19 protein-coding genes and 1 pseudogene are annotated in these 26,552 nt (G+C 65.7%); 11 read left to right on the top strand and 9 right to left on the bottom strand.

Translation table 11 applies throughout. The features are described 5' to 3' along the window. Positions 1-285 precede the first annotated feature (285 nt). Positions 286-1,650, top strand: a complete 1,365-nt coding sequence (locus A8G15_RS06655; protein ID WP_068157027.1) for a cytochrome P450 — start codon at positions 286-288, stop codon at positions 1,648-1,650. A 68-nt stretch (positions 1,651-1,718) separates the two neighbouring features. Further along, positions 1,719-2,729 carry a GAF domain-containing protein gene (locus A8G15_RS06660; protein WP_245687735.1) on the top strand — a complete coding sequence of 337 codons (1,011 nt, stop codon included), beginning with the start codon at positions 1,719-1,721 and terminating at the stop codon, positions 2,727-2,729. A gap of 253 nt (positions 2,730-2,982) precedes the next feature. Here the strand turns inward: A8G15_RS06660 and A8G15_RS06665 are convergent, their stop codons facing one another. The 8 genes from A8G15_RS06665 to A8G15_RS06700 form a co-directional block, all read right to left on the bottom strand. Further along, positions 2,983-3,579: a hypothetical protein gene (locus tag A8G15_RS06665; protein WP_068156946.1), complete on the bottom strand. Its 597-nt coding sequence runs from the start codon at positions 3,577-3,579 to the stop codon at positions 2,983-2,985. 12 nt (positions 3,580-3,591) lie between these two features. Then, the gene (locus tag A8G15_RS30485; RefSeq protein WP_245687736.1) at positions 3,592-4,035 is read right to left on the bottom strand and encodes a hypothetical protein; all 444 of its coding nucleotides are present in this window, start codon (positions 4,033-4,035) and stop codon (positions 3,592-3,594) included. Between the two features lie 210 nt (positions 4,036-4,245). Next, positions 4,246-5,847, bottom strand: coding sequence for a peptidoglycan DD-metalloendopeptidase family protein (locus A8G15_RS06675; RefSeq protein ID WP_068156951.1), 1,602 nt, complete (start codon positions 5,845-5,847; stop codon positions 4,246-4,248). After that, positions 5,844-6,725: a hypothetical protein gene (locus A8G15_RS06680; RefSeq protein ID WP_068156959.1), complete on the bottom strand. Its 882-nt coding sequence runs from the start codon at positions 6,723-6,725 to the stop codon at positions 5,844-5,846. The genes A8G15_RS06675 and A8G15_RS06680 overlap by 4 nt, the downstream gene beginning before the upstream one ends. Beyond that, positions 6,725-8,890, bottom strand: a complete 2,166-nt coding sequence (locus tag A8G15_RS06685) for a hypothetical protein (RefSeq protein WP_425415072.1) — start codon at positions 8,888-8,890, stop codon at positions 6,725-6,727. Before A8G15_RS06685 ends, A8G15_RS06680 begins: the two co-directional genes overlap by 1 nt. After that, positions 8,887-11,949, bottom strand: a complete 3,063-nt coding sequence (locus tag A8G15_RS06690) for an ATP-binding protein (RefSeq protein WP_068156964.1) — start codon at positions 11,947-11,949, stop codon at positions 8,887-8,889. The genes A8G15_RS06685 and A8G15_RS06690 overlap by 4 nt, the downstream gene beginning before the upstream one ends. Beyond that, positions 11,933-12,343 carry a hypothetical protein gene (locus A8G15_RS06695; RefSeq protein WP_245687737.1) on the bottom strand — a complete coding sequence of 137 codons (411 nt, stop codon included), beginning with the start codon at positions 12,341-12,343 and terminating at the stop codon, positions 11,933-11,935. The genes A8G15_RS06690 and A8G15_RS06695 overlap by 17 nt, the downstream gene beginning before the upstream one ends. 48 nt (positions 12,344-12,391) lie before the next feature. Further along, positions 12,392-12,700 (bottom strand): hypothetical protein, encoded by a 309-nt coding sequence (locus A8G15_RS06700; protein WP_068157037.1) that lies wholly within the window; start codon positions 12,698-12,700, stop codon positions 12,392-12,394. Positions 12,701-13,718: 1,018 nt separating this feature from the next. On the opposite strand from A8G15_RS06700, the gene A8G15_RS06705 reads away from it, so the two are divergent. The 9 genes from A8G15_RS06705 (at position 13,719) to A8G15_RS06750 (ending at position 24,158) form a co-directional block, all read left to right on the top strand. Then, on the top strand, positions 13,719-15,875 hold the full coding sequence (locus A8G15_RS06705; protein ID WP_068156966.1) for a type IV secretory system conjugative DNA transfer family protein: 2,157 nt from the start codon (positions 13,719-13,721) through the stop codon (positions 15,873-15,875). 115 nt (positions 15,876-15,990) lie between these two features. After that, positions 15,991-16,341 carry a hypothetical protein gene (locus tag A8G15_RS06710; protein WP_068156969.1) on the top strand — a complete coding sequence of 117 codons (351 nt, stop codon included), beginning with the start codon at positions 15,991-15,993 and terminating at the stop codon, positions 16,339-16,341. 2 nt (positions 16,342-16,343) lie between these two features. Continuing rightward, positions 16,344-17,756, top strand: coding sequence for a CpaE/TadZ family protein (locus tag A8G15_RS06715; protein WP_068156972.1), 1,413 nt, complete (start codon positions 16,344-16,346; stop codon positions 17,754-17,756). Positions 17,757-17,871: 115 nt separating this feature from the next. Further along, positions 17,872-19,056, top strand: coding sequence for an insoluble domain protein (locus A8G15_RS06720; protein ID WP_068156974.1), 1,185 nt, complete (start codon positions 17,872-17,874; stop codon positions 19,054-19,056). Positions 19,057-19,304: 248 nt separating this feature from the next. Continuing rightward, the gene (locus A8G15_RS06725) at positions 19,305-19,778 is read left to right on the top strand and encodes a DUF8176 domain-containing protein (RefSeq protein WP_068157041.1); all 474 of its coding nucleotides are present in this window, start codon (positions 19,305-19,307) and stop codon (positions 19,776-19,778) included. Positions 19,779-19,938: 160 nt separating this feature from the next. Next, positions 19,939-21,009 (top strand): DUF2637 domain-containing protein, encoded by a 1,071-nt coding sequence (locus A8G15_RS06730; protein WP_082899701.1) that lies wholly within the window; start codon positions 19,939-19,941, stop codon positions 21,007-21,009. 393 nt (positions 21,010-21,402) lie between these two features. Continuing rightward, a complete protein-coding gene (locus tag A8G15_RS06740; protein ID WP_156665282.1) occupies positions 21,403-22,170 on the top strand; it encodes a hypothetical protein in 768 nt (255 codons plus the stop codon). Continuing rightward, the gene (locus A8G15_RS06745) at positions 22,167-22,910 is read left to right on the top strand and encodes an RES family NAD+ phosphorylase (RefSeq protein WP_068156983.1); all 744 of its coding nucleotides are present in this window, start codon (positions 22,167-22,169) and stop codon (positions 22,908-22,910) included. Before A8G15_RS06740 ends, A8G15_RS06745 begins: the two co-directional genes overlap by 4 nt. 633 nt (positions 22,911-23,543) lie before the next feature. Further along, positions 23,544-24,158 (top strand): DUF2510 domain-containing protein, encoded by a 615-nt coding sequence (locus A8G15_RS06750; protein WP_068156984.1) that lies wholly within the window; start codon positions 23,544-23,546, stop codon positions 24,156-24,158. 1,382 nt (positions 24,159-25,540) lie between these two features. On the opposite strand, the pseudogene pip reads toward A8G15_RS06750, so the two are convergent. Continuing rightward, positions 25,541-26,476, bottom strand: a pseudogene (gene pip, locus A8G15_RS06760) (prolyl aminopeptidase); the annotation flags it as partial. Between the last annotated feature and the right edge of the window lie 76 nt (positions 26,477-26,552).

The raw sequence follows: 26,552 nt of genomic DNA on the forward strand, positions 1-26,552 counted from the left end.
GGAAACGCCGGGAGGGATCATATCCACATTTCGACTCCAGACAGGTCCCTCGTTCGATCGCGGCGCGATTCCGATGGATGGGTCTTGGCTCAGTGAAAGGACATGTCCTTTTTGCGTCGTCAAGGCCGGTCTGGCGCGTCGCGGGCTGTGCGGCGTGGTCTCAGGTGGGGTTCGGCGGAGGAGATAGCGGTACGGCACACTCGGGCCATGACTTCTGTGGGGAGTGCCAGTTCCGGAGACACCGCGCCGAACGCTCCGGGGGAGGGCAAGGTGGCGGAACAGCGGATGCCTCGGCCGTCGTGGCGGCTGCCATTGCTTGGCGATGTGCTGCGCCTCGACCCTCAGCGACCGGTGCAGCGGGAAGCGCAGTTCGTGCAGGAGTTGGGCGACGTCTTCGAGATCAGCATCCTCGGCCGCAAGGTCATCGTGGTGGGGGGTGGCGACGCAGCCGCAGAGGTCTTTGACGAAACCCGGTTCGCGAAGGCAGTCGTCCCTCCGGTAAGCAATTTGCGAGAACTGGCTGGTGACGGGCTTTTCACCGCATTCAACAGCGAGCCGGCCTGGGCGCAGGCGCACAATGTGTTGATGCCGGCCTTCAGCCAGGCATCGATGCGCAGCTACCACGACGCGATGGTCGAATGCATCGATCAACTATGTGCCTACTGGGCCGATACGGCCAGCGGCGAGCCTGTCGACATATCTTCTGACATGAACCGGCTGACCCTGGAGGTTATCGGCCGCACAGGATTTGGCTACAGCTTCAACTCGTTCGCCCCTGGACGCCATCCGTTCGTCGAATCCATGAGTCGCGCCATGGCGTACGTCTCCCAGACTGCGAACGATGTTCCGGTCCTTCGGGAAATTCTCGGATGGAAGGCTATGCGCCAAAACCCGAAAGACATTGCGTTGATGAAGACCACGGTCGATCAGGTCATTGCCGCCCGCCGCAGCGGTGAGACACCGCGACAGGACGATCTGTTGCAACGAATGCTCGAGAACCCGGACCCCCAGACGGGGGAGATGATGTCGAATCAGAGCATCCGTAACCAAGTCCTGACCTTTTTGATCGCCGGGCACGAGACCACCGCTGGGTTGCTGTCGTTCGCCTTGCACTACCTGTCACTCAACACTGAGATTGTCGAACGGGCCCGGGAAGAAATCGACGAGGTGTTCGGAACGGGCGGCGCGTCGGTGCGCTTCGAGCAGGTTGCGAAGTTGCGGTACGTACGGCGCATCGTCGATGAGACGCTGCGACTGTGGCCATCCGGCCCGGCCTTCTTTCGCAAAGCTCGCCAAGAGACCACCCTGGCCGGCTATCCGATCCGCAAGAGCGAAACCATCCTGGTGGTCCTACTCGCCCTGCACCGCGATCCGCAACTGTGGGATGACGACGTAGAGCGGTTTGATCCGGATCGGTTCTTGCCCCCAGCCGTACGAGCTCGTCCGGCCCACGCATACAAGCCATTCGGTGTCGGCGCCCGTGCGTGCATCGGTCGCCAATTCGCGCTGCACGAGGCCGTACTCGCACTGGCCCGCATCCTTACGCACTTCGACATCGCACCCGTCCCGGGATACGAGTTGAAGGTGGAAGAGCTTCTGACGATCCGCCCCAAGAACCTGCGCCTGGTTATGCGAGCCCGCATGCGATGAGACGCGACGCCCAATCGCTCGAGAATGGACGACCGTTACACTGACCGCTTGATCGATACGCAATCGTAATGAGCGAGGTCTGCATGGGCGGATGGCACTTGATCGAGACGCTGACTGAGGGCGTCGCGACACTGGTGGCTTCGGGGGACGAGACGAAAAACATGATCTCCACCAGGAGGAGCATCTCACCAGCGGCAGACATCCTTGTCGAGCCGATCATCGAGCACGTACGGAAGACACGGGAACCGTTCGAACGTGTCCTGCACTCGAAGCGCTTGAACCGAGCGTGGCGGTTCTACGCCTGGCCCATCATCGGGCCCTTCGGCGACGTGCACGGCATCCACATGTGGGTCGGCGATCCGAAGGAGAAGATGACGCCGCGACGACTGACGTCAGGGGTGTTCTGGTCGACCACCGATTGGCTGATCTACCAGACCTGGGAGTCCGCGGCCATGTCGGGAACGTTGCTCGAAGACTGGGTGCCTACGGCGCTTTCTTCGGATTACATCAATCGGGCAATCCATATGGAGAAAGAACAGGAGTTCCTCGAGATCACCCTGGCACCCAAGCCGGGGATGGTGCTCAGCACCTGGTTCTCAGTCCGTCACGATCACGGCCACGCCATGCAGTGGCAGGTAATCCTGCGACCTACCGCGGACGGGAAGGGCGTACGTGTTCTCTACCATGACTTCTCCGACGCCTATCCGCCATCCATACCCACGCTCGCCGAACTCGGACTCACCGAAGGACTCGACGGGTCAAAGGTGCACGTCGCACTCTTCGAAGCTCACCGGGGCTCGATCGTGTTGTGGATCGGCCGTGCCCCGGAGTGGCTCGAATGGCAGTACGCGCACCTGACCGGACCTGTCGTGCACCCGGACGATCTACCTACCTTGCAGGCCAGCGCGATGCGAATCAGCCTTGGAGAAGCCCCATATACCGTGGATCTGGTGCAATTGCACCGTGGTCAGGACGAGTGGGTGAAGTCCTCGGTAACTATGCGCCCATTCCAACTCAAGGATCGTCCTGCTCATGCGGAGCTGACACTCATCCAGGTAACTCCGGTAGACGATCATTAATGACCTCTGAACGGCACCGTCTTCGAGCATTAGCGGACCACGCGTGACAACGTAGGGCGGTTTGTACTCGTTCATCGTTCTTCTGCCCTTGAGGCGCTGGGATACCGAAGAACTACGTTGAGGACCTCGTTGATGCTCAGCCCTTCTTGCTGAGAAGGAGCACGCTCTCGTTCTCGGAAACGAAGGTTGCCTGTCGAACTCGGATAGATTGGCGCGGAACACTGTGCACGCGTGGCACTGTACGTATTCAGAGTTACCGTTTGCCGCGCAACTCCGTGTACGCAGCCTCGGCGATGGGCTGGGCCTTTGAGTACTCCGACGTAGCAGTCGCACCGTTCGTATAAAAGCGCTTGTCCTCGAGGTACTCGCGCGTATCGGTCCGCTGCACCGCCAGCGCGTACGCCACCGGATTCCCCGGATCGACGTCCACGCCAGCAGCGTTGTCCATGAACGTGTATGTCGCCGCGCGCACGGCGTCCGCGGAATCGGCCCCGATGTTGTACGCGAACCGCCAGCCGTAGATGTCCGCGATGGCCGTGGCTGGCGCAGGCAGAGATAACCCGGACCTCCAGCCCGTCTCGGCCTGACCGGCGAGGAGTGCTGCCACTGCCTGTTCCGGCGTACCTCCACGTTCTTCGACTGTTTCAATGATCGCGACAGCGTTCCGTTGATGGATTTTGAAGAGGATGTCCGTGTTGTCCTCGCCGAAAACCGAAGCGGTCGCCGGTGCTGCTGTCGTACTCGGCGCAACGGTGGGCGCAGGCGCGGTCGACTTGTCGCTCCCGCACGAGACCACGCCCACTGCGAGAACTGCGGTGATCAAGGCGGCGACAAGGTTCTGGGGTTTCATAGGACCTCCGGGTCAGTAGCGGATTTCGTCGATGAGCCAGCGGTCGTCTTTTCGAACGATCGTGACCCATACCGTGGTGTCGGGCTGGACGGTCGCGGTGCCGCTGTTGGACACCGCTGTCTGTTTGATGGTGGCTACGCGGCGAATGACGGTGTCGGTGTCCTCGGGACAGCCGGAGCACTCGATGCTGACGTCGGCGATGACCTTCGTCTGCTGCTCGGCCCAGTGAGCCCACTGCACGCTTGGCCCGCGTTCGGTGTGGGCATCGACGCTCATGCGTTGGGCAAGGGAATCGGTCAACCAGTGGCGTGCGCGTCCGTAGGCGTCGTTTTGGGTGCGGTCGGTGGTCGGGTGCCAAGTGAACACCACGGTCAGACCCTTCCTCGCCGCGTCTTCGGCTGCATGAGCCTCTGGAGACGGGGTCGTGGCCTCGGCAGCTGTGGGAGAAGAGGCCACTGTCGTCGTGGGTGAAGGTGAGGTCGGAGAGATAGATGGCTCCGAGTCGGCGGGTGCCGATCCCTCGACTTCCCTCTGAGGGGACAGACACGAATGCGCGCCCCAACTGACAGCCAGGACGGTCAACACCACCGCGACAGATTTTCCTACTCTCATAAGGACCCCCGATCACATGAGAATGCTTGATGGCCAGCATGAATAACATGTTCCTCACATCACTCGGCGGGCTCTCATCCCTGCTTGAAGCGGTGCTTCGGTGACGACGTCGTCGGTCGTGGGTGCGTGGACCATCTGGCCGTTGCCCGAGTAGATCCCCACGTGGCCGGGTCCGCTCGGTCCCCAGCTGCCGAAGACAAGATCCCCCGGCTGCGCCCGCACGATCGGGATCTCGACTCCGAGTTTCCACTGTTGCTCGGACGTGCGAGGAAGCGTAACCGTGCCAGCGCTGGCCGCGTGGACCGCGAACGAAGTCAGGCCGGAACAGTCGAACCCTCCACCGGACGGGCCTGCGATGCCACCGCCACCCCAGACGTACGGGGTGCCAAGGTACTCCCGCGCGGCCGCGACGACCTGGCGGTTGTCACCTGATGCCTTCGGCGTGAACCGACCCCGTGAGTTCGGGTTGGTGAAGGCCGCGCGGGCTGCGGTGATCTTGGCGATGTAGTTCTGTGTTTCGGCGTAGGGCGGGGTACCGCGATGCAGCAACACCGCCCCGAGGCCGGCGTTGTAGGCCGCAAGCGTCAATTCGATCGGATCACCCGCAATCCCAGCCACATCTTGATGGAGCGCGCACATGAAGTGCGCCTGCGACATCACTGCATCGCCGATCGAATTCGGGTCCGCTGTTCCGTCGCCGTCGTAGTCCTTACCCCAGGCGGCCCAGGTGCCGGGCATGAACTGCGCTGGTCCAATTGCACCGGACGGTGAGACGGGTGCGGTCGGGCCGTAGCGGAAGTTGTTCTCCTGCTGGAGTTGCGCGGCCAGCAGTGGTGAGTCGATCTCAGGGCATACCGCACCCGCACGGCGCAACCACGGTTCGAACTCGGCTGGGACAGCTCCGAAGGCCAGGTCGCCGCCGCCGGCCGTGCCGAATCCCGAGCAGTCGGCAGTCGAGCGGGCGGCGGCGACGAGCCGCACGTTGCTGTCCTGGTCACCGTGACGGTCGCTGTCGTGACGGTCGGCGACGGACGATGGTGCTCCGTCGTTCTGCCAAGCGATCTCGGGTAGCACGGTCACTGGGTCGATGGGGGTGCCGCCTTGCAGTCTGCCGCCCTGCCAATATTCGAAGTGCAGGTGCGCTCCGGTGCTGCTTCCGGCGTTGCCGATGTCGGCGATGTGATCGCCGGCAGTGACCTGTTGGCCGGGGGTGACGTGGATGCCGTCGGCGAACATGTGTCCGTAGACGGTGCTGACGGGTGAGCCGTCGACGTTCGAGTCGATGATCACCCAGTTCTCGAATCCGACGCCCGGTCCTTCACCAGTGGAGCCTGCAGCGACCACAACTCCGTCGAGAGCGGCAAGGATCGGTGTTCCGGGCGGTCCGGCGAGGTCGTCGCCGTGGTGGTGCGTTCCCCAGCGTGGGCCGAATCCGGATGTGTGGGTCGTGGTTCCGGGATGGACCGGTAGCTGTATCGGGCCGGAGACACGCAAGTGCAGATCCGTTGTCCCCTCGGAGGTGTTGTCGCGGGTGGGGACGGTGCGGCATGGATCGTGGGGAATCACTGGAGGTCCTGTCGTGCAGGCGGATATGCCGACGGTGAGAGCGGCTGCGCTGCTGAGCAACAACACCTTGCTGGCGCCGTGGATGGTCACAATTGCCCCGGGATGGGGGTGTCGAGGTCAGGAATCGGAATTGGCCCAGGCACCGGCGTCGGGGCAGGGTCAGCGCTGCGACTGGATGTGGGCTCGTGTTCCGGCTCGTTAGGGGCGGAGGTTAGTTGAGGGGTGGGCGTCGTGGGTGAGGTCGGCGTCGGTCGCAGTGTCGTCGCCTCCGTCGGTCGCAGTGTCGTCGCCTCCGTCGGTCGCGGTGTCGTCGCCTCCGTCGGAGTTGGAGTGGTTGTGTGGGCGATGGAGCGCGGTGCGGTGTCCTCGACGTCGGAGAGCTCGAGGGTCGGCAGGGGAGTGTCGACCACCCAGCGCTGCGTTCCATCGGACAGCTCCTTGACCACGACGGAGACCGTCATTTCTCCGGCTTGGGTCGGGACGAGGACCCGTGAGCTCTGCGTCCCGGCGGGGCCGGCGACGAGAGTGCTCACCGTGGGTCCGGTAATGACCACCGGAGTGCGCGGCCGGGCCGCCACCATGCTGGGCCCGGGCTCGGAGACGGTGTAGCGGCCCAGCGCGGAGGTCCACTGCGTATCCGACAGGGTGGTGTCGACGAAGGTATGGGCGTAGGCCATCGCGGTGGCCGGTGCACTGGCTGCGGTCTGGGCTGCCGTCGTGGCGACCACCTGGGACTCGCTCACTTCGTCGAGTTCGTAGCTGATGGCGTCCGCGTTCGCCGCAGCAGTCTCAGGCCCTGCAGCGGATGTGTCCTCCACGGTCTGCGGGTGCGGTTGTTCCCCGACCAGCATGCCGACGAGCGACAACACCGCGACGACCCCGACCACAGAGATTGCCAGGTTCGTGCGTGAGTAGAGCACCCAGCGGCGGACAGGGGCGAGTACGGGGTTGGGGCCGGACCGAGACATCAGAGGTGCCTGTCCCGCGGAGTAGGACTGTTTGGGGTGGGCGCATTCCAGACCCGTGGTCGGGACGGTGTGTTCCCGGTCGGACGCTCACTGCGGAGGAGGCCGTGCCGTGACTCACGAGAGCTGGTGCCGGTGCTGGTGTGTGCGGACTCGCGGTGGCGGGGCGGGCTGTAGACCTTCATTGGTGCGATGGCCGAGCGATCCCCGCCGTCCCAGCGCTGACCGACACTGGCGGTCAACAGCTCCGTGCGGGCCTGCCGCTCCCGACGTCGGTTCTCCGCCTCGTCTTTGTCCAACCGTTTCCATGCGGCCGTGCCCGATGCGACGGCTCGCTCGGTGCCGTTGTCACCCAACAATTTCTTACCCCGGTCCAGATCACGGCCGGCACTGACCGCGATACCGGCGATGCGTGCGTCACGGTCCGCTCCGTGGCCCAGGGGCTCAGTTCTGTTCGTGCGTGCTTCTGCTCGTGCCTGGGCCAGTGCTTGCTGTCGACGATTGTTGAGTCCGCGGCCTTCGGGTCGGAAACCGGTGGACGTCGTCTCAACCTCGTCGTCGTGCCCGCGGTTCCTTCGCGTCACGCGTTCGCCGGCCTTGGCTGCGATCGCTCCGCCCGGGCCGCCGAGGGCGGCACCTGCCGCGCCGAATGCCCTCGTCTTGAGGGAGCGCTTTGCCTCCCGGGCCTTGCGATTGACCATGCTCGAGCTGTTCTGTGTGAACGTCTGGCCGACCCGTTTAAATGGGCGCATGATCGTCCAGCACACGACGGTGAGCAGCACCATGAACCACAACCGCCAGGACCCGTCGATCTGTCCGTCGGCGTCGACGTAGAGCTGCACGAGCGCCATCAGATACAGCGCGACGATGACGGCGCCGGCTACGCCCCACAGGTAGGCGGTGGCGAGCATGCGCAGGATGCGGGCCAGCCAGCCACCGGCGATCATCGCGAATGGAACCCATAGCGGCGCGAACAGGATGGCGAACCGGATCGCGAGCAGTGCGGTGATCTTCAGGATCGAGGCGCCGATCCACAGGATTGACGGCATCGCGAGTTTGATCATGCCGATGAAACCGGTCGAGGTGCGGCCGGAGTCTTTGCCCTGGAACTGGTAGTAGGACAACTGATGGTCGGATTCCAGCGATGCGACGATCTCGCGGAACTTGTCGGCCTTCTGCTCGGCGAGCTCGGCTTGGGCGTTCGGGTTGTTCTTGACGCGCTCTTGTTCTTCGTACGAAAACGCCAGCGAATCACGCAGCTTCGGCCCGAGCCCGGCTGTGTCCCCGGGGTCGTAGTTGGTGCCGAACCAACCCGTGCGCCAATCCGGAAGAAAGATCTGGTCGATCAGTACGTTGCGTGGGTCGGTCGGGCCACCGACGAGTGTGCCGCCGCCGGGTCCGTCCCCGAATTGGACCGAGAAAATCTGATCCTGGGTGTCGGTGATCAGTGAGCCGAATGTGTCGTCGGCGACCTGGACTGCTTTCTGTGGTGCGCCGACCATCAGTGCTCCGAGCATGAGCCCGGCTGCTGCGATTGCCGAGGTTCGGGTGACGCCGGCGGTGTCGGCCTTCAGCGATTTCCACAGCACGATCACAGCGACGACGGTCAGCGCGATCCCCAGCCATTGTCCGTAGACTCCGCGCATGCCGTCGCTGATCGAGTAAATGATCCGGTCGAACTGTTCGAGTGCTGAGTCGACTCCGGCGTCGAGCGGGTCGCGTCCGGTCTTGGTTTGGTCGTCGAGCCAGAACGCCGCGGCCGCCAGTGACTTCCCGATCGTCAGGAAGGTGTTGCCGAGGGTGGTGTCGTTGACCGCGCCGGGAGCGCGCACCAGGTCCTCACCGCAGCCGAGGTCGTAGGTGTGCCATCTCAGTCCGGCCCAGCCGTAGCTTTCGTAACCCGTGCCACCCCCGTCCTCGATGGGCGGCCGGTTGGCGCTGGACGAGTCGAAGGTTGTCTCGACGGTCTCGTTCGGGAACTCCGGGGACGGTACGTCTTTGCAGTCGAAACCGCTGGCCGCAGCAGTCCCGGTGCCGATCCCGATCAGTGCGATCGTGGCGAGGATCAGCACGACGAGAACACGGGCTACGAGCTCGCCGGGCCGCCCAACATAGCGGACAGAGAGCGACGGGACCGGAAGCGTCCGGCGTGCTTGCTGCGCGCTCACGCCGGGGCGCCCATCGCAGCTCGGGTCGCACGGGAATCAAGCGCGGCGAATACGTGGGCGAGGTGAACGAAGTGGGTCCAGTCCGAGCGAATCAGTTCGATGTCGTCGGCCATCTTCACGATGAACCGGCGGGCCTGATCGAGGTGGTCGGTGTCGGTGTCCTCGTCGAGGGTGTCTTCCCCGCCGCCACCGAGATCGGCCAACAGCGCTTCGTAGCCTTCCCCCGAGGGGAGATTCAATAGTTTGAGGGCGCCGTCGATGGCGTGGGTGTTGCCGCCGAGATCGCCGATGATCACCTCGTAGGTCAGTGCCGACTTGTCATCGCTGCCATCGACACCGAGATAGTCGTCCGGCAGCTGCGAGCACACCAGGGCGCGGACCTTGTATTTGCGGCTGTCGCGGGCGATGCGCAGGTTCAGCGTGCGGCCGGCGCCGGTCTGTTCGAGGTACTTGTTCTCGTCGAGGAACAGCACCTTGCGCTCGAAGCGCGGCAGTTCGTAGACGAGGCGGTTCGCCAGCCACGCGGCCATGTGCATCAGGGGGCCGGCCATGCGCTGCTGCGGGGTCCACTGCGACGGGTCGGTGCCCGTCGGTGGGAGCTGCAAGCCGGGCATCGTCAACACCGTCAGCCGAGTGGTGTTGTCGACGATGTCCTCCGGCTCGCTGGTGGTACCTGCTTCGGGGAAGAGCACGCGGGCTTCGGCGAGGTCGGCCATCATCGACAATTCCTGGTGCACGCTGCGCGCACAGGTACGCAGCTCGACGTTCTCGTCGTCACGGCCGAGGGCTTCGATCGCGTCGAGGACTTCGCGCAGGTTGTGGTGCCGTCCGCCGCCGACGGTGTTCGCCGCGGTCTGCAGGACCGTTTCGGTCCACTCGTGCTCGAGGCGGGCGGGGGAGAGCATCATCTTCAGCACCGACACCGCCACCGAGATTCGTTCGGCTTGCGCCGCCCGTATGTCAGCCTCGTACTGGGCGCGAGCAGCAGCGACCGGATCCGCATCGTCGGCGTAGTCCGGGTTCGTTGGGTTGTAGTCGGGGTCGTCGCGGCGCGGGTCGACGATCACCCGATACGGATTGAGCGAGCCGGGGCGGGAGGTGCGCCCGGTCAATGCTTGGACGTCGGCGACGCCGCGGAACTCGGGGAGCTGCGCGAGTTTCTTGAGCGGCCCGGACGGGTCGAGCACCACCCCGTACGCCCCTGCGCGCACCGCTTGATAGACGAGCATCCCCGCGAGGAACGTCTTGCCCGAGCCGGGCACCGCGACGATCGGGGTCAAACCCGACTTGTGCTTCTTCTCGTGCGCGGCGAACAGATCCCACACCGCCGGCCGCGGTGCGATCGAGGCAGTCTCACCGATCACCACGCCGGTGCGGTCCCCGATCCGGTCACCGACTGCGGCCATCCCCGCGGAGACGGCCTCGACGCTCATGCGCCGACAGTGCGCGATATTGGCGAGCGGCTCACCCGGGAGGAACTCGCGCAGCAACTGGTACTGCCCGTGCTCCTGCTCTAGGCGGATGCGCGGGGCATACATTTCCTGCAGCATCGACACCTTCGCCTTGGCGTCCTCGGGTGTGGAGCCGACGACGAGGACGCGGTACCAACCCTCGGTGCGCACCGATAGCCCGGAGTGGTCGTCTTCGATGTCGGAGATCACCCGCTGCGCGAGCGCATGCTGCTCGGCGAGTTCCTGCGGCGGGACCTGGTCGTGTTCGACGGTGTAGTGGTCGAACTGCGACTCGATGCGCGCGGTGAGTCGACGCAGACTGCGGATGGTCTGGCTCTTGGTTTTCAGGCGGAGGCGTTCGGACCATTCGAGCGGTTCACCGGAGGAGTCGCCGAGGACCTGCCAGGGCAGCATCTTCTCCGGGATCGGCAGCGGCGCCATGCGCCCAACCGTGAGCACGATGGCGTAGCCGGTGTAGTCGCGGCCACCGACCTGACCACGCACAGTGGTGTACCCGTCCCCGGGAGTCAGCTCGAGGCAGGTGAGGTCTTCGAGCGCCGCGACATCGGAGTGCTCCCAGTTCCCGCCACCGGAGATCACCCCCTCGGCATCGAGAGGTAACCCGATCGACGCCGAGCGCAGCAGCAGATAGTCCATCTGCGCGGCGGTGGCGGGCTTGGCACGCACCCCCTGTCCGGACAGGATGCGTTCGATCGCGGCGAGGTGCTCGGCGAGCGTCCTCTGCTCATTCAGGAACGCCGTACGTGCCCACGCGCGAACCAGTCTCGCGACACGTCCGAGCAGCGGCCACTCGACGACGGGCAGCAGCCATTCGGAGACGGTGTCGAGTCCGACCGCGAGTGTGGAGCGGGGTGGTAGTTCGATGCCCCAGTAGCGGCCTTTGAGGGTGGGGTTGCCCCACAGCATCGCGTGCTGCTGGCCACGCAGGTAATCCGACCACGACAACGCACCGGGAACATCCGGGATCGGTTCGGCCCACCCGTCGTGCGCTTGCGCCCATGCACGCACCGGCCACGGGGTGCGCACCAGCCGACGGTGCAGACCGGTCACGCCGGCTTCGGCGAGATTCGCCAGCACCAGCGCTTCGCTGCGGATGTAACGACGCTGGCGGCCGACCGGGCGCATGTTCCACGGCCCCGGGGGCTGGACGAACCACGCGGTGGACTGCGTGCGGGTGCGGGTGATGTTGCCTTCCACCCCGACCAGCTGCAGGCGCACCGCCTTGCGTGCGCGCTCGGCGCGTGTGGCCGCCGCCTTCGACTGGCGGATGAACTCCGCGTCGGTGTCGCGTTTCTTGCCGCGCTTCGTGCGTCCGCGCGTGCGCTCGTCGACCGGTGCGTCGGCGTCGACTGCAGTGGTCGGCACGGTCTCTGCAGCGGGTGCGGTGAGGCTGCTGCCGGGCACCTGGGACCACGCCAACGTCGACGCTGGGGAAACGGTCGACGTGGTGGGGGAGTCGGTGTGATGGGCGGCGATCGCGGCGGCCCACGACGGCGGCAACGCACCCGGCGGCACCACGGCTGGTTCGGGTGCGTCGAAGTTCGGGTCGAACAGCGCAGCGATGTCGGTATCAGGCTGCGAACGCATCGGTGGAGTTCCCTTCGTTCGACATAGCGGCGCCGGTACTGCGCGCGGTGTGGAAGGCAGCGGGGATGCGGAGCACGACGGTCTGCCCCGGCTTGGGTGGGCGCGGCGCGGTCAGGTCGTTCCACGCCGCGGTGATCACCGAGCGCAAGGGGCGGTCGGCGTTGACGTACTTCGTGACCCGCGCGGTGATCACCACACCGATCCCGACGATCAGCACCAGGGACTGGAAGCCGAGCGGGACGTGCACGATCGCGCGGGCGACGACGAAGACCGTGGCGGTGATGACCGTGCCGAGCCCGACCGCCCCGTAGCGCAGCCGGACCGGCAGGGTGAAGCCGGTCGGGCCGAGGTAGTGGCGGTCCACGCGGTGCAGCATGTCGTCGTTGTCGATCACGAACGCTCTCCCATCCATTGGCTATCGGCGGTGCTCACGCGGTGGTGGTCAGACCTGGATGCCGATCAGACCGAGGATCCAGTTGCCGATACCGGTCGCCGCGGTGGTGTTCGTCGCGATGCCCAGATACGCCATGCCGACCAGCGACAGGCCGCCGACGGTGACGACCTTCGACAAGTTGCCGCGCAGACCACCCATCAACACCACACAGGCGATGAGCACGAGGATCGTGAAGACGATGTTGTCTTCGATCCAGGCGCGCACCCCGGTCGTAGTGACCTCGGTGGTCTGGGCCAGCACGTCACCGCGCGGGACGGTCGTGATCGCCAAATCGGCAAGGCTTGACGCGAGAGACATGAGCACTCCAGTGACGGGTTCGGTCGTACGCCCGAAAGGCGACGGCCGAGAACCTAAAATGAGGAGCCGATCTCGACCAAGCAGGTGACCGCACACCCGACGCAGATCCGCCGCAGTCGGCGCACTGATCGAGCGCGAGAAACCCACCTCGCCAAGCGAGACTGCGGGGTAGTGCCGAGCGTGCCCGGTCGAGGTTGCGCAGCAGCGCAGTTCACACATTCAAAGGCGGTACTGACGCAGCGGTGTGTTCGCCAACGCGGCGTCGTGCCTGTGCTGCGGTGAGCGGAAGAGCGCTCACAGTGGTGCCGACTACACATGGATCGACGCCGTGCACATGCGGCGTGAAAAGCAGTTCGCCGGGCGGTGATCGGATCGCCGGAAACAGCTCGCTGCACGAGTGGCGCGCAAGCACGCTCCAACAGCGCTCGAATGAGCGCGCGCACACAGCGGCGGATTCGAGCGGTAGAACGGGGCGCCTGAAGAAGCGCTCGCGACGCCTACCCCTTTACGGGGTCACTCCCCCCGGCGTTCCTTGGGGGGAGTGTAATCCAGAATTCCGCCGGGCGCCAACGCTATTCGCAGACGCCCACGTCGAACGCTATTGGGAGTGCTGAATGCGCCGGCGATGTACATCCTCGACAACCGCACCGTTCAAAGGCTCGGGGAGCGCTCGACACAGCGCCTGCAAACACGATCGCACGCGCTCGGTCGAGCGCTCCTCGCGCCGGTGCACAGCCGCGGTATGTGACGCAGAAATGAGCGCTGCTCGTGGTGCTGTACGAGCGGCATGCTCAACGCTGTTCACGGTGCTGAACCCGGCTCGCTCTCGGCGCACCTCGACCATGGTGAACCGCAGCCTGATCGGTCAGCGCTGTCACGCACCGGAACATGCACCGTCCACCCGATGCTGAACATGCTCACCTGCTTGGTGAAAACCTGAGCTCCCTGCCACGGTGCTCGCACACACCGCACCGGACCACATCCGAATCAGCGCCACCACGAGCGAAAGGCACAGGCAGTGAGCGGAACTCCCGACCCTCTCAAGGACTGGCTCGTCGCCACCTGGCGCGACACATTCGGCGACACCACCAACACTCGCGGCGGTCGTGCCGGTGACGACAACGGCACGTCGTGTGTGCCGCGTTTCGTGCCTGTCTCGCCGTTCACGGCGGTACCTGCCGCAGCGGCCTTCGCCAGCTCCCATCTCATTGCCTCCGCAGCCGGCAACCAGGCCGCGATCGACGTGCTCACTCAGCTGCACGACCACCGGTGGCCACTGACAGTGGTGACCGCACCGCTGGTCGGCCTCGACGTCTCGCGTCACCGTGCTCGCCGCTGGGCGCAGATGCTCGACGCGATGGTCCAGCAGAGCACCGGACACACACCCACGAAGATCTCCGTTCCGCTGCCCATGAGCGGACATGTGATGCGCCGCGCGACGATCAGGCTGCCGCGGGGTGCGGTGATCCGGCCCAAGCAGTTCGAGCAGTTCTCCCATGCGGTCGAATCCGCGTTCGGTGACGAGTGGTGGGCGATGACGGTGCGACACGACGCGCACCGCGACCGCCTGGTCCTCACACGCACCGCGATCGCGCCGGATACCCGCAGCGAACGGCAGAAGGTCCTGCAGGATGCGCTCGATGCGGCGTCGATCTTCAAAAGCCCGAAGGTCAGCGTCGACACCCTCGACGAAGAAGGTATCGAGACCGGTTACCGGATCGCCTTCGCCAAGTCGATGAACGCCGGCGCCCCCGCGTTTCAGGCCAAGGTCGACGAAGCTCTCGCCTCGCTGGCCGGCCCGCACGAATCCGGACGGCACTGGACGTGTGATTGGTACCCGAACAAGGGCTATCTGGTGATGCGGTTGGTCACCGCCATGCCCGACCGCGTCGACCATCCCCTGGAACTGGTCGATGAGAACCTGCGGCACCTGCCGTATGCGACGGGTGCGGCGGATCGGATCATGTTCTGGGATGTGTCCACCAGCTCCAACAAGCCGCACTGCCTGATCGTCGGCCCCACCGGTGGCGGCAAGACCTCGGTGATCCGCACGCTGCTCACCGAGGCGGCGCGGCGCGGGATCCCGTTCGTCGGGGTCGATCCGAAGATGATCGAACTCGACGGCCTCGAGGGCTATCCGGGGTGTGGGGCGATCATCTACGACGCGCTGCGCGCGGCGATATTTGTGCGCGCCCTGCACGCCGAGATGATGGCGCGCAACGCCTACATCCATCAGATGAAGATCGAAGGCTCGCAGCTGCCGTTGATGATCGCGGTGCTCGACGAGTTCTTCATCCTCTCCGGTAAGTGGCAGCGCCTGGCCAAGACCGGCGACGACGAAACCAAGGCGCAGCTCAAAGAACTCGATCCGCTCGGCGCGTGGGCGGATCTGGCGGTGCTCGCGCGTTCGGCCGGCATCCGATTGTTGCTCGGGGTGCAGCGCCCGGATGCGTCGTTGTTCGGCGGCGCCTCGGGCAATGCGCGCGACAACTTCGGCACCCGCATTTCCCTCGGCAATCTCTCGCAGGACGGTGCGCTGATGATGTGGGGCGACTCCACCGTCGGACGCGAGGTCGATACCTCGGTCAAGGGCCGCGGGATCGCCCTCGGTGACGACGGGTCGCCGGTCGATGCGCAGATGTGGTGGACCCCGAATGTCGATAAGCATCCGAACAAGTGGAACCAACTGTCGCAGAGCGAGAAAGCGATCATCGACGGCCTGATACCGGCGGAGGCACCTCAGTTCACCTGCTACTCGCCGGAGCTGGCCGACTTCATCGAATCCGAACGCGCCCTGGCGCGGCGTGCGCGCAGCCACGGCAACGTCCCCGAACCCATCATTCTCGGCGGCGCAGAGACGGGGGAGACCAGTGCGGTGTCGATGACCAAACCCGGCGGTGGATTCGCACCGCAACCCGAGCCGGAGGAGGACGATTTCGCCGATGTCATCCCGGCGTCGAGCGTGACCGCCGGGCAGACCGTGCTCATCGACAACGAGGACGGTGAGCTGGTGCCGGTCACCGCCTCGGCGGTCGACGTGCGCCGCGGCAGCCGCGGCGAGGTTGTCGAGACCGTCCTGACCGTCGGCACCGGCCGGGTGAAAACCCGCATCACTTTCGATGCGACCGGTGTCGTCGTCCTGCCCGAACCCGACCTCGTCGACCAGCCCGCGTGATGCTCCGACATCGCACTGCGCGGGCGCCGAATTGCCACTGAGCAGTCGCGTCCGAAGCGCCCCGGCCTCACCGTCCGTCACCTCCCCAACAACCACTCCCTGGAAGGACTGCCCGATGACCCGTCGCATTTCCCAATCGATCACCCCCACTGCCGAGGACGTTGCCGCGCTGCGCGGACCGTTCGTGTCCAAAGGCGCCAACGATCCGGTGATCAAAGCGCTGCGTGACTACTTCAAGGCGACTTCGCCGGTGTGGCTGGCCAAACTCGATGAACGACAGGAACTCACCCGCGAACGCCTCGCCGAGATCCGCGACGCCGCCACCAAGCGCCGTGTGGTGATCGAAGCGCTGCCCGACGGCAAGGCCCGCGATAAAGCCCTCGACGAGCTGGCACAGACCGAGTCCGTCGTCGACGAGATGGACACCGCACTGGCCGGCGCCGGTGCCTTCGGCGGAATCAACTAACGATGGCGCCGACCGTCGAGATCGAAGCGACTTCCGCGACCACAGCACGCGCGACGCTCACTGGCGCCGATGTACCGCCGATGGACCTGGCCGCGACCGAGGACAAGGCACTGGCTGCTGTCGTGCACGAATTCGTGTGCACACTGGCGGTCAAGCAGCAGTCCGCCGTCGAGGTCATCTACCGGACGGGCAAAGACACGCGGTTTCTCACGGTCGGTCTCGACGGCAAGCTCACCGAGAGCGCTCCGAGCGTGCCCATTCCGGTCGTGGCGATCGAACCCGAACCGGCAGCGGCGGAACCGGTTACTGCGATACCGGCCGGACCGGTGACCGTGACGGCCGACCCGATGACCTTCGAGACGCCCGCACAGAATATTTCCCAGGCCTCTCAGGGGCCCGCAGAGCCCGCGCCGGCACCCAGTCCGGGATCGAAGTCCACACGGGGTACGCGATCGGTCACAGAGCCGCTCAGCGCGTCGTTCGGTGCGTTGTCTGCGCTGTCCGCGCCCGGTGTGGATCCTGCGGTCGGTGCGCCTGCCCGCAGCGGTGTTCGCGGACGCGTCAATGCGATGTTCGGGATGCGGCTCGCACCGAAGGCAGATTCGCGTGAGATGCGGTTGCGCGGCGCGCAGACATCGATCGGTCGCCTTCTGCCGGAGGGCGCGCTCGTGACCGTCGCCAACGTCAAAGGCGGCGTCGGTAAGACCCCGATGGCCATCGGTCTGGCCGAAACCATCGCCGAACACCGCGGTCCCGCCACGATCGCGTGCCTGGATCTTGGGGAGATCGGTGGCAGCTTCACCGACCGGATCGCGGTCCCGCCGGCCGCGGGGCAGGACGCGGCGTCGTTGCTCGCCGATCTGGGCGAGATGGCGCATCAGGTGCGCGCGTCCACGCTCACCCGCTATCTGACTCGCCAGCCGTGCGGCTCGTACATGGTTGCCGGACCGACCGGCACTTCCGCGCCGTTGACCTCTGACGCCGCCGCCACAGTGGCGTCGATCCTCGGACGCCACTACGACGTGTTGCTCGCCGACACCGGCAACTCCAGCCACACCGGTAGCTGGCGGTGGGCGATCGCCACGGCGCACGCGGTGATCGTTCCGGTGCCACTGCGCCGCGACAGCGCGGTGGCGGCGCAACGCACCCTCGCCGCGATGTCCACGGTGCACCCGGATGTGCTCGCGCGCACCGTCGTGGTCATCACCGACGGGCCCGGTGATGTGCCGATGGTCGAAACCGACGCCGTCGATGCGTTCGCTGCGCTCGGTGTGCCGGTGTGCCGGATGCCGTTCGAGCCGCTGTTCGCCTCCGGCGAGCGCATCACCCTCAGCGGGTTGCGGCGCGACACCCAGGACGCGTTGACCGTCCTCGCCGCCACCGTCATCGACCTGATCGCAGACACCGTGGACTGATGCGTTGGCCCGGAACCACGTTCGGGCCGGGCGTGAGGTGCTCCACCCCGACTCTTCCCGATTTCCCACCAAACCCGGCCTCCCTGTGGGGCCGGCACACGAAAGGCACTCTTCGATGAACAACGACACTCCCATCGGTAACCGTGCGGCCCGCCGCGCCCACCGTCGCCGTACGGTCCAGCGTCAGGCCACGGCAGCGTTCGTAGCGTCCGCAGCCGTCGCAGCAGGACTGGTGCTGACTCCCACGGCAGGGGCGGCTCCCTCGCAGGGCGGCACCACCGGCGGCGCAACCCAAGGTGGCACCACCACTGCGCCCGCGCCAGTGCCGGAAGCCGACGTCGTGTCGGTGCCGGAGGCGCCGTCCGAGCCGATCTACTGGTCCGCCCCACCGGCAGTAGCGCCGCAGTATGCGCCGTTGCCGAACTACGACTACGACACCGGCCGCTACGACCGTCAGGCCAGCTACACCCCGCCGCTGGACCTGTCGACGCTGCACGCCCCGATCGAGGTCGAGCAGGCCCCGATCTACATCGCCCCGCCCGAGAAAATCATGGTCGGCGACTACCACGTCACCCAGCCGAACTGGGTCACCGATGCCGACCGCGAGCGCACCAACAACACCGCGGGCCTGACCCGCTCTCAGGTGGCCACGTTCTGGAAGTCCGTCGGTGTCGGCGCCGACCGTGCCGACCGTGTCGCGGCCGCCCAGATCGGCGGTGTCGCCGCCGGTGCGACCGCCGGTGCGGTGGCCGGTGCGGTGCCGGGGGCGTTGATCGGTGGCACCATCGGCGGCATCGGCGGTGCCGCGCTCGGCGGTGTGGTCCCGCTGCCGATCCCGATGCTGCCCGAAGTCACCACCGGTGTTGCGGGCACCGCGGCGGGCGCGGCGATCGGCGCCGCCGTCGGCGCAGTGCCCGGTGCCGTCGTCGGCGGCGCGGTCGGGTTGGCCGCCGGTACCGCCTTCGGTGCCGGGGACGACGAAGGCCAACCGATCGAGATCGAATTGCCCGACGTGGACCAGGACGTGATCACCGAACAGGCTGCGGCGACGGTCGAGCAGTGGCAGTCCTCCGGACCGGTCGGTGCCGCTGCCGCGGAGATGGTGCAGGACGCGGTGCAGAGCGCCCCGCAGATCGATGCGCAGGCCCGCGAGTGGGTGACGGCTCAGCCCGGCGGCGACAGTGTGATCGCCGCTGTCGACAGCACCCTCGAGACGTTCTTCGGTGGCTCGGCCGGGACCGCCGCCGAGATGATCTCGACCGCCATCGGCCAGGGCGCCGGCGCCCCGACCTCCGCCTGACCTCACAGATAAGGATGTGGGTGCACCCCATGAAATTCGGCAAGAACACCTGCCGGCATCCGGCCGTCGTCGACCTTCTCGGCAGTGCACCCACCCCGTCGTCGGGTGCAACCCCTGATGCGGTTGCACCCGGCGATGCGAGGAACGATGCATTGGTTGCACCCGCGGTGACTGCACAAGACCGGTCCGGGCGGCACACACCGCAACGCACACGCATCGTTGCCGCAATCGCGGCCACAGTTGTGGGTGTGGCCGCGGCCGTCATCGCAGGCGTGATCTGGGGTGTTGCCGGTGATGACTCCCAGAATGCTGGTGATGCAACGCAGGTGGATGGCACCGGCGCACCGGTACTCGAGCTTTCCGATGCACCGGCGGCTCCGGTGTCCGATCTCGACGACGAGTGCCGGGCCGACCGGGGTGATCAGAGAAGCGGCGCTGGGGTGATCGCCGCGTGGAACTACGCCTACTACGTGCGGCGCGACGCGGTCGCCGCCCGCGCTCTGGCCACCTCGAACAGTTCCGTCGTCCCGGCCGAACAGTTGCAGCCGTTCATCGACGACATCCCGGTCGGCACCAACTACTGCGTACGCACCAAAGCCCTCTCGCCGGATGTCTATCTCGTCGATCTGTCCGAACTGCGCCCCGACGGCGTGCAACGCATCACCCAAACCGTCACCACCGCGCAGATCGACGGCAAATGGTTCGTCGACGTCTTCAACTGACCACCCGATCCGCCCATTTGCCGTCCCCGGCGTGGTTCGTGCAGCGCGCGTCCTCGATGTCCTGTCCGCATCCATGCGGTAGGGGAGCGGGAACGCGGCACGGGCGTCAGTAGTCGAATCAGCACCCCTCTAGAGATTTTCGTAGAAAGAGGCTCCCGTCGTGTCCGATGACTCCACTCAGTCCGCACCGCCGTTGCGCCACGATGAGCAACCGGTGCGTTCGAAGATGCTCGGTGTCGCCGCAGTGGCAACCATGGCCCTGTTCCTCGCCGGCCTGGCGTTCACGCTGTCGTTCGATGCGTTGCGGGCACTGGCCATCGAAATCAATGTGCATCCGAGCCGTGCGTGGATGGCGCCGGTTGCCATCGATGTTGCACAGGCCGCTGCAACAGCCGGTTACGTCATCTTCCGCGTTGCCAACCGGCACGCCTGGGCGCGCCGCTACTGCATGGCCTTGGCGGTCGTCACCGTCGCGTTGAGTGTGGTGGGCAACTCGTACCACTCGTATCAACTCGCTGCCCGCAACCTCGCGCGCGTTGCAGCAGGGGAGATGCTCGACTTCATCCCACAACCCCCAGCCATTGCCGCGGTCATTGCGGCGATCTTCCCGCTGCTGTGGCTGGCACTGTTCCACCTGTTCACCATGATGCTGCAGGTTGTCATCGACGAACGCACCCAACGCCGTGATGCTGCAACGGTGGATCATGTCGTGCACCGCACGGACACCAGCGTTGCATCGCCCCATGGAGAAGCAAAGAAGGCGTTGGAGCGGGAAGCCCCGCTCGTTGCGGTGGCGACGCCGCAGAATGCGACCTCCGCAGTTGGCGCATCCGATGGGTACAACGCACCGCACGGTGCATCACAGAACGAGTCCGCAAAGTACGGTGTTGCAGCCGTTGCCACCGCCGATGAGATTCCTGTTGCCGACGTTGCCGTGGACCACCGCGGCGGCGATGCAACGCGCAACGGCTACCCGCAAACCCCGGCCGGGCTGCATCAGTTCCTCGCCGACGGCGATTTCACCGACCCGGTGAAGCACGTTGCCGCCATGCTCATCGACGAACCGCATCTGCGGCAGACCCAGGTTGCGCGGCGGTTGCACGTCGACAAGTCGACCGTCAGCAGGCGGTGGCGTCTGTTCGTTGCCGCCGCTGCAACCGAAGGATTCACGGTGCCGCCCTTACCAGCCGCCGACGCCACTGAGATGGTCCGCGAGCTGCAACCGGCATGACTCACACGATCGGAGTGGGGTCGCCGGGTGTTCTGGGGATCACGAGTGCACTGGGCAAACCCCCGGTTGCGACGGGGAAGCCACCGGAGTGGATGCGGTGCGTATCGACGGTGTAGTGAACACTGCGGCGTTGCGGTACGATGGTGTACGGATCGTTCGGATTGTACGGATGGAGGAGGTGTGATGGCGCGCTCACGCAGTGACCTGCACCGGAAGGCAGCGCAGGCAGTCGCGATCAAGCGAACCAAGGCGTGCCGCCATATGCATGCACCGCTAGTGGCATCTGCCGCCGTCACCGTCCGGGGCGGCGCCAGTCGCTCCGCGCAAACCTCGAACGCCCGACCCTCAGAGGGCTCGGTCCCGTCCGTGCGACGAGGCGGCCGGATTCCCGGATTGGTCAAGCCTCAGCCCGGCGCGCCGGACGGTCTCGGGCGCAGCCGGAAGGTGACCGCAGCAACCGCGGCACGCCTCGATCGCATCGTCGACGGACTCGTGGCGTCGTTCCTCGGTTCGAACGGCGTTGCAGCGGTGTCGAAGAAGGTGTCCTTGGGGGCTGCTCCGGAAGCGCACGACACCTTGATCCGCGCGTATCTGCTGGACCGATTGTCGGGGGCTTCCACTCGGGCGCAGTGCCGTGTCGAGATCGAGCGGCAGGGCCCGCTGCTCAGCGTGCGGGTCACCCTCGAACCTGCCGCCGCAACGACGGCTACACCCGTGAAGTCGGAACCCGTAGCGGCGCCGCGCGAGCCGGTGACCATTCCCACCTCGGCAGGTCCGTTCGAGTACACGCCGCCGATCGACCTGCACCGCGACACCTACTCGGCGCAGGAGGCCTCGAGCCGGCTCTCCCGCACGGGACAGTCGACCTCCCGGACTATCGCGCACGAGCGGCGCAAAGAGTCGAAGCTGCTCGCGCTCAAAGTGGCCAATGGGTTCCGCTTCCCGGCCTTCCAGTTCGATCCCCGCGGCGGCATCCACCCCCTCGTCGAACGCGCCAACATGCGACTCGGCGCATTCCACGATCCGTGGGGCACCTTGTCGTGGTGGTTCGAGGACAACGACATCCTCGACAACATGACACCGGCAGCAGCTCTGGCCGCCGGCACCCTGGACGGGCAGCTCCTCGACGCAGCGCTCGACGACCTGACGGCAGGAATGTGAGCGAACACCCCACCAACGACCACCCAGAGCTTCCGCTCCAGCGTCCCGAGGACGACGAGTTCTACAACGGCTCCGCCGTCGAAGTTATGACCGTGCCGGCCGGCACCACGCTATGGCGGTTCGTCGAACTCGACCCGCCCTACGACGTGTCGACGTTCAACCCGAACATCTCGCCACACCACGAGCACCCCACCGGAGCCGAACTCGGCCAACAAGGCCGGTTCGATCCCCTCGACCGTGCACACGGTGGGTACGTGTACTGCTCGCCCACACTCGGCGGTGCGGTTGCCGAAGGGATCCTGCGTGCGAAGAAGATCCCCGCCAGCCGCATCATTGCGGCCGTCCAGGTCGACGGGCGAGCATTGGTGCGATGGCAACTGCACGTCGACCTCGACGTCGCCGTCATGCGCGACCCGCACCTGCGGAAAGTCGGACTGACCAGCAGCATCCACAGCTGCACGCGTCGGGATTACGGGTGGAGCCGCCGCGTTGCGCACGCCATCCTTGCCCGGAACCCGCACCTGCACGGCCTGGCATACCCGTGTCGCAACGACACCCACAGCACGGCCTTGGTGCTCGTACAACGCCCACGTGGGCCACTGGCCGAACCTGGTGCGTACTCCCTCGTCGACATGTGTGCCCCGGTCCGCGACGCTTCCTTGCGTTACGACATCGCACGCACCCTCTTCGTCAATGCCGGCGTCGTACTCGCCGAACCCAACCCCGAGGACGAAGAGTAAACGCTGCAGGTCGTCTGCGGCGACGTCACCACCCTTGCGGGATGCGTCCTCAGCCACACGGCAATGTTGTCGAGCACTTGTCCACGATCTCGAGAAGCTCGCCTCGGACGACACCCGAGCGTGACTCTGTCGGCGACGAACTTGTGTCCGCGTTCGCTCGAAGGGGATTGCGCTCACCCGAAGGCCGTGCAGTCGATGCTCTGCCAAGCCATTGCGCTCGGTGGCCGCCGCTGGACTGCTTCGATACGGTCCTGCCTGACCTGTATGCCGACGCGGGATTCGTGCCTGTTGCACGGCTGAAGCGGAACGACGACTACGCACCCGCTGGCGGGGCTCAAGACACTTCCGTGCGTACAACAACGAGCGTCCCCACGAGGTGTTCACGGCTCACGATCCGGACCGCAGAGGCGGCGAGGGCAAGAGTCTACGTCGACTACGACGCTTCATCGAGATGCTCAGGGATCCTGCTGGACATCGGCGACAGCGAGACCCCAACCGGAAAGCGCCTGCGCATCTCGAAGGCTTCATCTCACCGACACGGGACTACATCGTGACCGAAAACGCGACCGAACGTACTTCCCGTGACTACGTTCGATGGAAACCGAACGTCCACCAGCGGAAAGGATTCCACTGATGTCCGACGCATCGAATCCCGGCGGTGCCGGTTCGCCCGCACCCGGCTACTACCCCGACCCATCCGGTGTCATGCGATGGTGGGACGGAACCCGGTGGACCGATCGCGTACAGAACAGCGGACCGCCTCCGTTGGCACCCCACCCGCCCAAGAAATCGCACACCGTGCGCAACATCTTATTGGCGCTGGTTGCAGTGGGTGTATTGGCGATCGGCGGCTGTATCGCATTCCTCGCTGTCGCCGCGAACGAGGTCAACGAGGCAATCGAAACCGCAGAGGCCCAGGACTCCGCCCCTGGCGGCCCCGACAACCCCCTGACAATTACCGAGGGTCAGCCGTTCGAGGTCTCGGGCTTCCAGTACGCACCCGGATGGTCCGTCACGCAGGACGCACTCGGTTATGCCCAGATAGAGGGCCTGAAGGTGACCAATGCGCGAGGTGACAAGGACGGTGCGCTCGTGGAGATCAAGTTCATGGACGGAAACGAAGTAGTGGCGCTCGTCGACTGCACGACAGAACAGATCCCGGTCGGTCAAACCACGTCCTTGAACTGCTCCAGTGGCGACAAGTTCCCAGCGACCTACGACAGGATCACCATCAACGACACCTTCTGAGCGCAGCAGGAACTCATGCCGGAGCAGACTGCCGCCACCGTCCCGCACGAGGGGTGTTGCTGAGTTCTGCGCGCCCGAACGTTCGTGGAACGCGACAGCAAATAGCGTGCACAGATCCTTCACGTAGCCACCGCTGGCCGGAACACTCGAGGGCATATATCCGCTTCAGCGGCCGGCACGACGCACCATGGCATTTCCGAGAAGTCCGCGTTCAGACGTTCATTCACGCGAGTGCGTTCACCATGAACAGCTCGCCAGTTCACGTAGCCCACGGTGAGGGGGATACCCGCCCCTTCGACCGGCCCGCAGCGGTGAAAGAAGCGCACGTCGTAATCGCCGCATGGCTGCAACGGGCAGATCCGAGACCTGCACGTACGCAACGAAGCCAGATCTTGCCGGACATCACCCGTCGGCCACGTACTTCCGGCAACGTCCCGATCTGGTTGCGGGGGTCCCGTTCGTAGCCGATCGCCATGCAGGGTGATCACACTGCACATCGAGACCGACATCGCTGACCGGATGGATGGATCGATGACTAGCGACGGTCGTTCGGACAATAGCCGGGAGCCCGACGAGCCGTCTGAGCGCGCCGTACATATCGAGGTCGTCTACGAACCTGACCTCGGTGTCATCGCCGAGGTCACTAGGGCCGACGGCCGCCGGTTCTGTGGCACCGACCCAGGCTAATCGGTGGGAATGTGAAACGTTGACGTCCGGCACCGCCCACACCGCATGCTTCCCGAAACGACCTGCAAGACTCCGAGTTCGGCGATAACGTGTTCTAGTCGGGGATTTCGGAACACGCCCCGTCTCGCCTTCGATCGGGGGAGGGCGAGGCGGGCATCCCGCAACCATCGGATCCCGATCGCGTCACGAAGTCACGACCGGCAAGCCGTTCAGCTGCGCTGTGCGCACACATCGCCAATGATCCAATTGCGACCTGAGCGACCCCCGACTTCTCAGGCCGCACAAACGTCCCACCTCGACGTCACCGTCAAGGTGGGATGTTTTCGTCGTTGCCATGGCTCGTCGCCTGTCGGAGCTCCGGATATCCAGTCGGTTCGCAGGCGGGCGCCTGGCTGACGGCACCCGTCGTGCAGCGCGGACACGCTTGATGTCGGCGTGGTCGCCGTCGCTGCGCGCGCCTTCGAGGCCATCCCCGGACTGTCATTGGCCCCGCACTTCCAGCAACACGGCCTGGCGGCGGTCCGTGCCGGCACCGGGGTTGGGGCAGTCCGCCGGCGATGACGGCGAAGAAGATCAGCTGGCGCGGGTGGTGCGCGACAACGGGATGAAGCAATCCGCGATCGCGGAGATCTTCTAAATAGGCCGTATGACGTTGTACCGGCACCTGGAAGGAAGCGCGTGCACAACCACCGTCCTCACCTTCGCGTCGTCTCGGCCACGCTGCTGATCGCGTCGACCAGCTCGCCGGCGAAGCTACCCCCGCCGTGACCGGCATCCTCGACGACAACGAGGCGACTGCTGTCCCACCGGCGGGACAGCTCCCACGCGGTGTCGAGCGGACCGGAGATGTCATACCGGCCGTGAACAAGAACCGCCGGTATGCCCGCCAGCCGGTGCATGCCGTCGAGCAGTTGGTTCTCACCGAGAAAGTGGTCATTGCCCCAGTAATGTGTGACCAGGCGCGCAAACATCATCCGGAACGTCGGATCCTGATAGCGGGGTGAGGGCGCCCATCCGGGAACGAGCGAGACGTGGGTATCCTCCCATTCACACCAGCACAGCGCCGCATTCTCCCGAACGGCCGCGTCGGGATGGGCGAGCAGGCGCGCGTAGGCAGCCGCCAGGTTTGTGTCCCGCTCGGCCGGCGGCACCGGTTCGACGAACCGTTCCCATTCGCGCGGGAAGATCCGCCGCATGTCCCGGGTGATCCACTCGACTTCCCGGCGGCTGCCTGCCGTGATCGCTCCCAACGCCATGCCGGCCACCCGGTCGGGATGTGCTTGCGCATAGGCCAATGCGAGGCACACGCCCCAGGACACCCCGGCCACCACCCACTTGTCGATCCCGAGATGTTCGCGGAGACGCTCGATATCGGTGATGAGGTGATCGGTGGTGTTCGTGGACAGGTCGGTGCTCGGATCATCGGCTTGGGGCGTGCTGCGTCCGCAGCCGCGCTGATCGAACAGCACCGCGCGAAACACGTCCGGGTCGAAGTACCTGCGCGTACCCGCGGTGCAGTCTGCCCCCGGTCCGCCGTGGAGATACACGAGGGGAAGGCCCGACGGGGTGCCGACAGTTTCCCAGTAGAGAACGTTGCCGTTGGATACCGCGAGATGTCCCGAGTCGTAGGGTTAGATTGCCGGGAACAGATCCATTCGGGTGAGTGTGTCACGGCATCTCCCTGTTCGGATCCTCCGACAGCACCGT

Source organism: Rhodococcus phenolicus (genome assembly GCF_001646785.1).
GTDB lineage: Bacteria > Actinomycetota > Actinomycetes > Mycobacteriales > Mycobacteriaceae > Rhodococcus > Rhodococcus phenolicus.

Bases quoted from the DNA above. Each gene is read 5' to 3' on its own strand.
- A8G15_RS06655 (WP_068157027.1), top strand. From the start codon at position 286: ATGCCTCGGCCGTCGTGGCGGCTGCCATTGCTTGGCGATGTGCTGCGC.
- A8G15_RS06660 (WP_245687735.1), top strand. From the start codon at position 1,719: ATGAGCGAGGTCTGCATGGGCGGATGGCACTTGATCGAGACGCTGACT.
- A8G15_RS06665 (WP_068156946.1), bottom strand. From the start codon at position 3,579: ATGAAACCCCAGAACCTTGTCGCCGCCTTGATCACCGCAGTTCTCGCA.
- A8G15_RS06680 (WP_068156959.1), bottom strand. From the start codon at position 6,725: ATGTCTCGGTCCGGCCCCAACCCCGTACTCGCCCCTGTCCGCCGCTGG.
- A8G15_RS06690 (WP_068156964.1), bottom strand. From the start codon at position 11,949: ATGCGTTCGCAGCCTGATACCGACATCGCTGCGCTGTTCGACCCGAAC.
- A8G15_RS06700 (WP_068157037.1), bottom strand. From the start codon at position 12,700: ATGTCTCTCGCGTCAAGCCTTGCCGATTTGGCGATCACGACCGTCCCG.
- A8G15_RS06710 (WP_068156969.1), top strand. From the start codon at position 15,991: ATGACCCGTCGCATTTCCCAATCGATCACCCCCACTGCCGAGGACGTT.
- A8G15_RS06715 (WP_068156972.1), top strand. From the start codon at position 16,344: ATGGCGCCGACCGTCGAGATCGAAGCGACTTCCGCGACCACAGCACGC.
- A8G15_RS06720 (WP_068156974.1), top strand. From the start codon at position 17,872: ATGAACAACGACACTCCCATCGGTAACCGTGCGGCCCGCCGCGCCCAC.
- A8G15_RS06750 (WP_068156984.1), top strand. From the start codon at position 23,544: ATGTCCGACGCATCGAATCCCGGCGGTGCCGGTTCGCCCGCACCCGGC.